This window comes from Luteimonas abyssi, assembly GCF_001482195.1.
Lineage (GTDB): Bacteria > Pseudomonadota > Gammaproteobacteria > Xanthomonadales > Xanthomonadaceae > Luteimonas > Luteimonas abyssi.
Genome location: NZ_KQ759763.1, coordinates 2,942,333 through 2,954,224 on the forward strand (window position 1 = coordinate 2,942,333; position 11,892 = coordinate 2,954,224).

8 protein-coding genes are annotated in these 11,892 nt (G+C 70.9%); 2 read left to right on the plus strand and 6 right to left on the minus strand.

What is annotated here, in order from left to right; translation table 11 throughout:
* Positions 1 to 32: 32 nt before the first annotated feature.
* The gene (locus RG19_RS12755) at positions 33 to 2,033 is read left to right on the plus strand and encodes a BCCT family transporter (RefSeq protein ID WP_058835593.1); all 2,001 of its coding nucleotides are present in this window, start codon (positions 33 to 35) and stop codon (positions 2,031 to 2,033) included.
* Positions 2,034 to 2,322: 289 nt separating this feature from the next.
* Here the strand turns inward: RG19_RS12755 and RG19_RS12760 are convergent, their stop codons facing one another.
* Genes RG19_RS12760 through RG19_RS12770 form a run of 3 tightly spaced genes read right to left on the minus strand, consistent with a single transcriptional unit; the run spans position 2,323 to position 8,060 of the window.
* Positions 2,323 to 3,849, minus strand: a complete 1,527-nt coding sequence (locus RG19_RS12760; protein ID WP_058835594.1) for an efflux transporter outer membrane subunit — start codon at positions 3,847 to 3,849, stop codon at positions 2,323 to 2,325.
* Positions 3,846 to 6,926 carry an efflux RND transporter permease subunit gene (locus tag RG19_RS12765; RefSeq protein WP_058835595.1) on the minus strand — a complete coding sequence of 1,027 codons (3,081 nt, stop codon included), beginning with the start codon at positions 6,924 to 6,926 and terminating at the stop codon, positions 3,846 to 3,848. The genes RG19_RS12760 and RG19_RS12765 overlap by 4 nt, the downstream gene beginning before the upstream one ends.
* Before the next feature lie 3 nt (positions 6,927 to 6,929).
* Entirely contained in the window at positions 6,930 to 8,060 is a 1,131-nt protein-coding gene (locus RG19_RS12770; protein WP_058835596.1) for an efflux RND transporter periplasmic adaptor subunit, read from the minus strand.
* A 256-nt stretch (positions 8,061 to 8,316) separates the two neighbouring features.
* Here RG19_RS12770 and RG19_RS12775 point away from each other — a divergent pair, with 256 nt between their 5' ends.
* Complete coding sequence (locus RG19_RS12775) at positions 8,317 to 9,138, plus strand: arylamine N-acetyltransferase family protein (RefSeq protein WP_058835597.1); 822 nt, start codon at positions 8,317 to 8,319, stop codon at positions 9,136 to 9,138.
* 12 nt (positions 9,139 to 9,150) lie between these two features.
* On the opposite strand, the gene RG19_RS12780 is transcribed toward RG19_RS12775, so the two are convergent.
* The 3 genes from RG19_RS12780 to RG19_RS12790 all read right to left on the minus strand — a co-directional run bounded on the left by RG19_RS12780 (position 9,151) and on the right by RG19_RS12790 (position 11,887).
* Positions 9,151 to 10,356 (minus strand): glutathionylspermidine synthase family protein, encoded by a 1,206-nt coding sequence (locus RG19_RS12780; RefSeq protein ID WP_058835598.1) that lies wholly within the window; start codon positions 10,354 to 10,356, stop codon positions 9,151 to 9,153.
* Between the two features lie 6 nt (positions 10,357 to 10,362).
* The gene (locus tag RG19_RS12785) at positions 10,363 to 10,914 is read right to left on the minus strand and encodes a DUF1190 domain-containing protein (protein WP_058835599.1); all 552 of its coding nucleotides are present in this window, start codon (positions 10,912 to 10,914) and stop codon (positions 10,363 to 10,365) included.
* Positions 10,915 to 10,990: 76 nt separating this feature from the next.
* A complete protein-coding gene (locus RG19_RS12790) occupies positions 10,991 to 11,887 on the minus strand; it encodes a hypothetical protein (RefSeq protein WP_058835600.1) in 897 nt (298 codons plus the stop codon).
* Positions 11,888 to 11,892 lie beyond the last annotated feature (5 nt).

Here is an 11,892-nt window from a genome sequence, read left to right on the forward strand (position 1 = left end):
TCCATGGCACCCAGCACGCAGAGGGACTCGTCATGAGCCAACCCGATCCGTCAGCACCGACCAAAGCGGCCGGCCCGTTTTCCCGCGTCTTGTGGCCCACGTTCCTGCCGTCCGCAGGCATCGTGCTGCTCATGGTGGCGCTCTCGTTCATCATGCCCGAGCAGATGGAGGCGGGCTTCCAGACCGCACAGGGCTGGGTGGCCGAAGAGTTCGGCTGGTTCACGATCGCCGCAGTCGCCGGCTTTCTGATCTTCGTCATCGGCGTGGCGATGAGCGGTTTCGGCCGGCTCCGCCTCGGCCCGGACCACAGCCGACCGGATTACACCTACTCGACCTGGTTCGCGATGCTGTTTGCCGCGGGCATGGGCATCGGCCTGATGTTCTTCGGCGTCGCCGAGCCGATCATGCACTACGCGGAGCCGCCGGTCGGCGACCCGGAGACCCTGGCCGCCGCGCGTCAGGCGATGCGCATCACCTTCTTCCACTGGGGCATCCACGCCTGGGCGATCTACGCCGTGGTCGCGCTGTCGCTGGCGTACTTCGCCTACCGCCACGGCCTGCCGCTGCGCATCCGCTCCTCGCTGTACCCGCTCATCGGCGACCGCATCCACGGCCCGATCGGCCACGCGGTGGACACCTTCGCCGTGCTGGGCACGATCTTCGGCCTGGCCACCTCGCTCGGCCTGGGCGTGATCCAGATCAACTCGGGCCTCAACTACCTGTTCGATATCGAGGTCGGCATCACCACCCAGGTGATCCTGATCAGCATCATCACCCTGATCGCCACCGGCTCGGTGGTCTCGGGCCTGGACAAAGGCGTGCGCCGCCTGTCCGAGCTCAACATGATCATGGCGGTGGCGCTGCTGGCGTTCGTGCTGATCGCCGGGCCCACGCTCTACATCATGCAGACGCTGGTGCAGAACACCGGCATGTACATCTCCAGCCTGTTCTCGATGACGTTCAACCTCTACGCCTACGAGCCCACCAGCTGGCTCGGCGGCTGGACGCTGTTCTACTGGGGCTGGTGGATCGCGTGGTCGCCGTTCGTGGGCATGTTCATCGCGCGCATCTCGCGCGGACGTACGATCCGCGAATTCGTGATCGGCGTGCTGCTGGTGCCGCTTGGTTTCACCTTCCTGTGGATGACCATCTACGGCAACACCGCCCTGCACATGGTGATCGTGGACGGGGTCACCGATCTCGCCACCGCGGTCGCCGCCGACAGCTCGGTCGCGCTGTTCCGGTTCCTGGAGGAACTGCCGCTGGCCACGATCACGTCGGGCCTGGCGACGCTGCTGGTGGTGATCTTCTTCGTGACATCGTCGGATTCCGGCTCTCTGGTGATCGACATGCTCACCAGCAAGGGCGAGGAGGAGTCGCCCACCTGGCAGCGCGTCTTCTGGGCCCTGATCGAGGGCGCGGTGGCCATCGCACTCCTGATCGCGGGGGGACTGTCCGCCTTGCAGGCGGCGACCATCGCCAGCGCCCTGCCCTTCACCATCGTCATGATCCTGATGTGCTGGGGCATGCTGCGCGCGATGCGCCTGGAAATGGTGAAACAGGCCAGCACGCGGGATGCGCGCGTGTTGCCACTGGGCATGGACGGCGAGAGCTGGAAGGCCCGCCTGCAGTCGCTGACCGTGCATCCCACGCTGACCGAGGTGCAGAAGTTCCTCAATCAGAAGGTTCGTCCCGCACTGGAGGAGGTCGCCGAGGAACTGCGCAAGCAGGGTCTCGATGCCCGCGTCGAGGCGGACCCCGAAGAAAACGGCCGCGTCTGGGTCGAGGTCGGACATGGTGAGGAAATGGACTTCTTCTATTCCATCCATCCACAACCCTACGACCCGCCGAGTTTCATGTTCGAGGATCCCCGCAAGCGTCGCGCCAATGCCGACAAGCATTTCCGCGCCGAGGTCCACCTGCGCGAGGGCGGCCAGGGCTACGATGTGATGGGCTGGCGCAAGGACGCGTTGATCCATGACGTGCTCGACCAGTACCAGCGCCACATGCACTTCCTGCAACAGGTGCGCTGACCCCGACGCGCAACGGGCACGGCCCGCCGCGCGCACCGGAACGCCCCGACCGCGACTGCGGCGGGGCGTTTCTTTTTTGGTTCGCTTGCCCCGGCCGGACAGGCGGGCGACCGCCGATCCACCTGTCCGGCCGCCGCCGGTCGACGCGGCGGCCGCACGCGCGCCGCCCGCGGACACCGCGCGGCCGATGTCCGGGGCGCGTTGCCCGGGCGGATGCGGGCCCGGGCTGATCGATGCCGATGCGCTCCGAAAGGCGACGGCGCGTGCACGCGCCTGTCGCGCCGCGAGGCTACTCCGCGGTCGACGAGCGGATGCGATCCGGCACCGGATGCGTCCGCAACTCGCGACGGATCGCATCGAGCCCATCGACCGCCTCGTCGTCGATCCGCCAGCCGCCCCCCAGCGCGCGGTAGAGCGCGATCTGCGTCAACGCGATCTGGCTGTCCATCTCCACCGCCTGACGTCGCATGTCGAGCAGTTCGCTTTGCGCCTCCAGCACATCCGACAGATTCGCCAGCCCCACTTCGTAGGTCCGGCGTGCCATGGCGTGCGTGCGCTCGGCACGGGCCACGGCCTCGTCCACGGCGATCCGCTGGCGCTGCCGCGCCTGGTGCTGGGCCGAGGCGACTTCCACTTCTTCCAGCGCGGTCGCCAGCGTCTGGCGCAAGGTCACGAAACCGGCGTCGGCCTGCGCGTCCGCCTCGTCGATGGCGGCACGCGGCGCGCCGAAATCGAACCACGGGAAGGACAGGCTTCCGGCCAGCGAGCGACTGTCGGCGGCGGTGGACAGGCCGCCCAGCGCGAACCCGGTGCGTCCCACCGTGGCGCTGACGCCGAGTTTCGGAAACAGATCCCGGCGGCTCGCCAGCGCGGCGGCATCGGCCGCCTCCAGGCCGGCGGCCGCCGCGATCACATCCGGCCGGCGTCGCAGCAGATCCAGCGGCTGCCCGGTGGGGATGGCGGCACGCGCACGGGGGACGGTTCCTCCATCGCCCAGACGGGCGCGGGTCGTGCCGGGTGCCTGGTCGGTGAGCGTGTCGATGGCGAACGTCGCCTCGGCCAGTCCGGCGTCGAGGTCGCCGAGCGTCGCCTCCAGTGCCGCACGCCGGGCACCAGCGGCCTCGACATCGAGACGGGTCGCCTGGCCGAGGCGGAAGATGCCCTCCGCCACGCGCTCCGATTCGCGCGCCAGCGCGATGCTCTCGTCGAGCACCTGGCGCTGCGCCAGCAGCGTGCGCGCCTGCACGTAGCCCTGGGCGACGCCGGCCGCCACCGCCAGCCGGGTCGCCACCAGTTGCGCCTGCATCGCGCCGAACTGGCGCTCGGCCGCGGCGCTGCGCAGGCGGTTGGCGCCGAACAGGTCGATCTCCCAGTTCGCGGTCAGGCCGAACTGCCAGAAATCCAGGTGCTCGGTGTCGGACAGGCCCAGTGCCTCGCCGACCGGACTGCCGGCGATGCGCTCGGCATCGAGGAACTGGCGCTGTCCCTGCCCGGCCACATCGAGCTGTGGCACCAGTGCGGCGCGCGACAGTCGCAACTGCGCCCGCGCGCGCCGGAGTTCGGCCAGCGCCGCCTGCACGTCGAGGTTGCGCGCCAGTGCGCTGTCGACGAACTCGGCCAGCAACGGGTCGTCGAAGGTCTGCCACCAGCGCGCCAGCGTGTGCGCATCGACCGCCACGCTGCCGCCGTCCGCGGCGGAAAAGTAGGCCGCCGGCAGCGGTGGCACCTCGCGCACCGGCGGCGCCGCGCAGGCCGTCAGGGCGATCGCCGCGGCCAGCGCGGCCGGGCGCCAGTAGCGATGACGGTAGCGGATCATGCGTCGCGCTCCACGGTTTCGTCGGCTCCGATCTTGAAGAACAGCGCATACAGCGCCGGCAGCACCAGCAGGGTCAGCACCGTGGCGAACAGCAGGCCGCCCATGATGCTCACCGCCATCGAACCGAACAGCGGATCGGGCAGCAGCGGCACCATGCCGGCCAGTGTCGTCGCGCACAGCAGCACCACCGGCGACAGGCGACTGGTGGTGCCTTCCACGATCGCGGTGCGCCGCGGCACGCCCTCGGCGATCTGGCGGTCGATTTCCTCCACCAGGACGATGGCGTTCTTCAGCAGCAGGCCGGTCAGGCTGATCAGGCCCAGCAGCGCGACGAAGCCGAACGGGAAGCCGCTGATCGCCAGGCCCACGGTGACGCCGCAGATCGACATCGGCACCAGCGCCCAGATCAGCAGCGGCTGGCGCACGCGGGCGAACATCAGCACGGTGATCAGGATCATCGCCAGGTACGGCATCAGCAGGGTGCCGAACAACGCACCCTGCGCGTCGCTGGATTCCTCGTGCTCGCCGCCCCAGGCCAGGGTGTAGCCCGGCGGGAGTTCGATCGCCTCGATGCCGTCGACGATGCGCTGGCGGGCCATGCTCGCCTCTTCGCCGATGTGCGGCTCGCCGCGCACCGAGATCACGCGCTGCCGATCGCGCCGCTGTATGTTGGCCTCGACCTGCACGGCCTCGACCCCGTCGGCGACATCCGACAGGCGGACGTAGCGTTGCGACAACGACGCCCAGATCGCGCGATCGAGCAGTCCGCCCGCATCGACGCGTTCGGATTCCGGCACGCGCAGCAGCACCGGCCGCAGCTCGTCTTCGTCGCGGAACACCGCCAGCTGGATGCCGTCGGTCGCGGTCATCAAGGCCTGCGCGACATCCTGCCGGGTCACCCCGGCCTCGGCCATGCGCGCCGGGTCCAGTCGCGGTCGCAGCAGCAGCTCGCGCTGGCGCCAGTCGTCGCGCACGTTGAGCAGGTTGCCGCCACGCATCACCGCCTGCGCCCGCGCCGAAAGCCCACGCAGGACCTCCGGCGAGTCGCCGCTGAAGCGCGCCTCGATCCGGGCCTCGGTCGCGGCGCCGAACACCATCCGCTCGCCGTGTACCTCCAGGTCGGGGAACCGCTCCGCGGCCTCCCGGTTGACCTGCGAGAGGATCGCATCGAGATCGTCCGCGTCGTCGACCCGCACCATCACCTGGGCGTACGACGTATCCGGCATCGCCGGGCCGTAGGTGAGAATGAAGCGGGTCGCGCCCTGCCCCACCAGGGTCAGCGTGCCGGCCACGTCGAACGTCTCGCGGATGTAGGCGTCCACCTCGCGCGCCGCATCGGACGTGGCGCGCACATCGCTGCCGGCCCGGGTGTTGATGTCGACGAACCCGATCGGCGTCGAGGCCGGCGGGAAGAACGATTGCGGCAGGAAGCCGAAACCGATCGCACAGGCCAGGGTGATCGCCGCCGCCACCGCCACGGTCAGCCGGGCGCGGTCCAGGGTCCAGTCCATCACCCGTCGGAACCATTGGAACAATGTGCCCTGGAACGCGGCGCCCCCGTCGGATTCGTCGCCGGCGGCGTCATCGCGGGCGCGCTCCTCGTCGGTGGCGAGATAGCGGTAAGCCAGCATCGGCAGCACCGTCACCGCCAGGACCCAGCTCAGCAGCAGCGACACCGCGATCACCACGAACAGCGAGAACATGAACTCGCCGGTCGAATCCTGCGACAGGCCGATGCCGGCGAACGCCAGGATGCCGATGACGGTCGCGCCGAGCAGCGCCCAGCGGGTGGACTGGACCGAACGGCTGGCCGCGGCCATCGCGGACCGGCCCTGCTTCATGCGCACCTGGATGCCGTCGCAGATCACCAGCGCGTTGTCGACCAGCATGCCCATCGCGATGATCAGCGCCGCCAGCGACACCCGCTCCAGTTCCAGCCCCAGCACGTTCATCACCACCAGGGTGCCCCCTACGGCGAGCAGCACGATCGAACCGGTCACCAGGCCGGCCCGCCAGCCCATCACCACACACAGGATGCCGATCACGATCGCCACCGACAGGAAGAGGTTCAACACGAAACTGCCGACCTCGTCGTCGACCACCTGCGGCTGGTCGTAGATCGGATGCAGTTCCACGCCGATCGGCATTTGCGCCATCAGCCGTTCCAGCGCCGCATCCACGTTCGCGCCGACCTCGACGATGTTCACCGACGGCAGCCCGGCGATGCCGATCGTGACCGCCTCGCGGCCGTCGTGGAACACGGTATGGGACGGGCGCTCCTCGAACACCCGGCGGATGTCGGCGATGTCGCCCAACCGCACGCGCGCATCGCCGCTGCCCACCGCCAGCGCACGCAGGCTCTCCAGCGAGTCGAAGGCGCCGGACGGGCTGATCCGCAGGAACAGGCCGTCGCCGGGCACGCCGCCCGCGTGCAGCTCGCTCTGCGCATCGTCGAGCGCCAGCGCGATCTCCTCGGGCGCGATGCGCCGCGCCTCCAGGCTCGCCTGCGGGATCTCGACCAGGAACTGCTCCTGCACCATGCCGGCGATTTCGATCTGGCCCACGCCTTCCACCGGCCGCAGGCCGCGGTGCAGGGCCTTGGCCGCCTCGTAGAGTTCGGTCCGGGTCAGGCCGTCGCCGGTGATCGCGTAGTAGATGCCGAACACGTCGCCGAAGTTGTCGTTGACGATCGGGGCGTAGGCCCCCGGCGGCAGGTCCCCGCGCGCATCGCCGATCCGGCGCCGCAGCTCGTCCCAGATCTGCGGGATCTGCGGCCCACGGTACGTATCCAGGATTTCGATCCGCATTTCCGACAGCCCGGCCATCGACCGCGTGCGCACCTCGCCCAGCTGCGGCATCTGCTGCACCGCGCGCTCGAGCACGTCGCTGACTTCGCGTTCGACCTCTTCGGCGCTCGCGCCCGGGTACGGCGTCATGACCACCGCCTCCTTGATCACGAACGCCGGGTCCTCGAGGCGTTCGATGTCCAGATAGGCGAAGACGCCGCCGATCAGGCAGATCAGGATCAGGAGCCAGGTGTTGACCGGGTTGTTGATCGAGTAACGGGCGATGTCCACGGCTTACCTGCGCTCCTGCGGCCGCACCGGTTGTCCGGCCTCCAGCAGGCGCGCGCCGGCCACCACCACCGGCACGCCGTCGGCCAGATCGCTGCGGATCAGCGCGCGGTCGCCCTCGATGCGCACCACCTCCACCGCGACCGGCTGCGCACGGTCCTCGTCGTCGACCGTCCAGACCGTCGCGCCGCCGTGTTCGTCGCTGAGTACCGCCGCCAGCCGAACCCAGGCCTGGTCGCCTTCGAGGGTGGCCGGTGCCGGATCGGGCAACGCGACCCGCAACGCCATGCCGGGCAGCAGGGCACCGCTTTCGGGCACGCTGCCGCGCAGGACCAGGCGATAGCTACGTGCGCCGTCCTCGGGCACGGTCGCGTGCTCCCGGTAGGTCAGCGCGAGCGGCGGCATGTCCGGACGCGCCGGCAGGGTCGCGGTCCCGGCGAGATCCGGACCGAACCGGAACAGCGACGCGTCGCGCTCGGGCAGGTTCACCGCCACATCGACCACACCGGCATCCTGCATGGTGAACACCGGTTGCCCGGCCGGCACCACCACGCCGGCTTCGGCATGCCGGCGGGCGACGATCCCGTCGTACGGCGCGCGCAGGCGGGTGTAGCCGACCTGCAACGCCGCGCCTTCGCGCGCGGCGCGTGCGGAGGCGAGCTGCGCCTCGGCCTGCTCCACCGCGGCAGGCGCCAGGATGCCCTCGGCCTGCAGTGCGCGTCGGCGTTCGAGGTCGGCGGCGGCGGTCCGCTCGTTGACCGTCGCCTCGCGCAGGGAGACCTCGTACGGGCTGGCGTCCAGCTCGGCCAGCACGTCGCCGCGGCGCACGCGCGCGCCGTCGGCCACATGCAGGCGCGCGATGCGTCCGTCCACCTGGAACGCCAGTTGGGTGCCCTCGGCCGCTTCCACCCGGCCGGGATAGGTCCGCTCGCGCGCCTGGCCGTGACCGGTCGCCAGCGCTTCCACGATCACCGGCCGCGCCTGCGGCGCTGGCTCGTCGCCGCCGCCGCAGGCGACCAGCAGCGCGAGGACGCAGGGGAGGACCGCCCGGGCCAGGCCCGCGGGCACACGCCCGGATGCCGACGGTGTCCGCGACGTCATGCCTCCCAACAGCAGGCCCCGCAACATCAGGTCCATGCCATCACCGGATTCGCAGGCGCAATGAAGGAGGGCGCGCGCGGGCGCGCCGGGGCGGGTGGTCGCATCGTGGGGGGCTCGTCCTTAATTACCGTACCGAAGGGTACGGTAATTCGGCGCCGCAGCCAACGCCCGCGCGCACCGACGACCCACGCGCCGATCGCCCGGCCCCGGGTACACCGGCGAACGAGCGGCTTGACCTCGACCAGGGTTGAGCCTCGATGCTGCCGCACCGCATGTCCCCGACCGACAGGCCATGACCACCCTCGACACTGCGCTCTACCTCCGCCGGCTCGACCTGCCGGCCCCCGCCGCGCCGACACTGGACGCCCTGACCCGGCTGCAGACGCGGCACAACGCGGTCGTGCCGTTCGAAACCCTCGCGAGCCTCATGCGCGAGCCGGTCGCCATCGACCTGCCGTCGGTGCAGCGCAAAGTGCTGCAGGCGACGCGCGGCGGCTACTGCTACGAGCTCAACGGCCTGTTCCTCGCCCTGCTGCAGACGCTCGGCTTCGATGTCCGCGCGATCGCGGCGCGTGTCGTGGAGGGCGACGACCGCACACCGACCGCGCAGACCCACCTGTGCGGCCTGGCGACGCTGGACGGCGCCGCCCATCTCGTCGATGTCGGCTTCGGTGGCAACACGCCCACCGCGCCGCTACGGCTGGACCGCCGCGATCCGCAGTCCACGCCGCACGGGCGCTACCGGATCGATCTCGCCCCCGACGGCCTCCACACGCTGCAGGCCGAGATCCTCGACCGGTGGCGACCGCTGTACCGGTTCGATCTCCGCCCCGTGCCCGCGATCGACCGCGAGGTCGGCAACTGGTACGTCTGCACCCACCCCGATTCCAGCTTTCCCGGGCAACTGCGCGTGGCGCGTGCCGGCCCGGGGTGGCGCCGCACGATCGGCAACGGGCGCTTCACCCTGCATCGCCCGGGCCGGCCCAGCCAACACCGGCAGCTGGCCGATGCCGACGACGTCCTCGCGGTTTTGGCGGAGGCCTTCGACATCCGACCCGCGCCGCAGCCGGGACTGCGCGATGCCATCGAGACCTGGCTGTCGTCGTACCGCTGACGACCGGGCGGGTCAGAGATAGATCCGCACCGGCTCCGACGGCGCCGGGCCATCGACGATGGCGTGCGGCACGAAGCACGCGCTGTCGCGGGTGATGCGGCTGTCGTCCTCGCGCAGTCCGATGCCGCAGGCGCGGTCGCCGACGACCCAGCTGCCGATCAGCGGGTAGCGCCGCCCCCCGTCCGGCGCGTCGAAGCCGGGCAGCGGGTGCGCACGCTGGACGATGGCCGGACCGCCGTACGGGCCCGCGCTCTCCTCGCGGCTGCCGTCGTCGAGATGCATCGCGATGTTCGCGCCTTCGCGGGAGAACAGCGGCTTGCGTACCCAGCCGGCCGGCAGGTCCGCACCGTCGTCGAAACGCGCCTCGAGCAGGTTCGGATGGCCGGCATGGCGCTCCCACAACAGCGGCAGGATGCCCTTGTTGCTCAGCACCGCCTTCCACGCCGGCTCCAGCAACTGCAGGCCCGATGCGGGCAGGGCTTGTCCGAACGATTCCGCCATCAGGTCTTCCAGCGGATACAGCTTGAACAGCGTGCCGATCACCCGATCGTCGAGGGTGGTGAAGCGGCCGTCGGCCGACAGGCCGATGTCCTCGATCGCGATCGCCTCGCCGCGCAACCCCGCCTGCGCGGCGCAGTCGCGCAGGTAATCGACGGTGCCGCGATCCTCGGCCGATGCGGCCACCGCGGCGAAGCACAACGGCGGCGGCAGGCGCGCCATCAGCTCGCCGAAGCGCGCCACCAGCGCCTCGTGGATACCGTTGAACTGGTCGCTGTCGGCCGGCAGCACGCCGGCCGCGCACTGGTCCTCCAGCCACTGCCACTGGAAGAAGCTGGCCTCGTACAACGAGGTCGGCGTGTCGTAGTTGAACTCGTACAGACGCGCCGGGGCGCGGCCGTCGTAGGCGAGATCCATGCGGCCGTAGAGATGCGGGTGCCGCGCGCGCCAGCTGTCGGCCACCCAGTCGCGGAAGGGCTCGGGAATCGCCAGCCGCGTCATCAGCGCCTCGCTGCGCACCACCTCGTCCACCAGATCCAGCGCCATGGCGTGCAGTTCGGCGGTGGGGTCTTCCAGATCGTCCTCGATCTGGCGCAGGGTGAACGCGTAGTACGCCCGCTCGTCCCAGTAACGCGCGTCGTCGAGGGTGTGGAACGCGAAACCGGCGTCCTCGGCCCGGGCGCGCCAGTCGGCACGCTCGGCGATGGCGATCCGCTTCACCCGCGCTCAGCCGCCGGACGTGCTGCGGTTGCGGCTGGTGGTGCCGAAACCACCGCGGCTGGCGGTGACCGCGCGATTGGGCTCGGTGGTCACCGGCGTGAGCCGGTTGCCGGTGGCCGCCTGCGCACCGCCCGGCCCCGGCCGCAACTCCGGCGTGGCCCAGCCGCGGCCGCGATCCTGGAACGCAGGCGCACCCCGCGCGGCCTGGCCGGGCACGGGCCGATTGTTGTTGAGCATCTGCGCCATGACGAAGCCCATCATCATCGGGCCGATGAAGGACTGCCCGCCCGCCGTGCGCTGCTCGACGCACTGCTCGGCCGGATAATCCTGCGCGCAGGCCTCGCGTGAGGCGTACTGCGGCGCGCTCTCGGCCGACTGCGCCTGTGCCGCCTCGAACGCCTGCCGACAGGCCGACGGATTCTGCGTGGCCTCGGTACAGGCCTGCACCGAGGTGTAGAGGCCTTCCTGCACCTGGACCGCGTCGGTACGCTGGCAGGCGGTGAGCAGCAGCGGCGCGGCGCTCATCAGCAGGAGGGCGGTGGTCTTGGATCGCTTCATGTCGGCTCGTCGGTGGAACAGCCCGGCTATTCTGCCCGATCCGCCCGCACGGGGTCGGCCGCCCTCAGTAGCGCCTTCAGTAGAACGCGATCCCGGGTCGCAGCACCGCCTGGAAGAAGACCAGCAGGGCCGCCGACGCGAGCAGCAACCCGACCACCGGCCAGCGCGCCGCGTGGCCGGCATGCCCTGCCGCCTCGCCCGGCGCCACCCGCCACGCGGCGGCCTGGAGCCACAGCAGGCCGGTCAGCGTTACCAGCACCGGCACGCCGGCGACCTCGATCCATTCGCGCGGCACGCGGTACGGCACGATCAACACGCAGGCCAGCAGCGCCGGCAACGTGACCGTGCGGAACACGAACCCCATCCGCGCCAGCGGCGTGGCGACCCGTGCCGGCGACGCCGCCAGGGCCATCAGCGGCCGCAGCAGCCAGATCGCCACCACCGGCACCGCGCCCAGCGCCGCGATGCCGACCGCGGTCAGCCCGGCGCCCTCGACGCCCAGCCACGCCAGCGCCAGCCCGACATCGCCGCGCGGCAGCAGGGGCGCGAGCACGAGCTGGAACAGGGCCATGTAGATGCCAGCGAAGGCGAGCCAGAACAGCCCCAGCCGTTGCCAGGGCGCCCGCGTGGCCGCGCCGCGCCGCAACCAGCAGCCCGCGGCCACGCCCAGCAGCAGCGTCGCCAGGGCGCCGGTGCCCTGGAACAGGTGCGCCAGCGCGTGCGTCCCCTCCCAGCCGTGGTTGTTGTGGTACAGCGTCGGCCGCAGGCCGGGCGTCAGCGCCTTGGGCACCACGAGGAAGACCTCCTGCACGAAGAAGGTCAGGTTGAAGGCCAGGGTGTAGAGCAGCGCGGACGCACCGGTGATGCGCCAGGACCATCGCGCCGGCCGTACCGCATCGGTCGCGCCGGCCCGCATGCGGGGAATGCCCGCCAGGGCCCAGGCCAGCGGAAGCAGCAGCAGGACAGCCGCCATCAGAC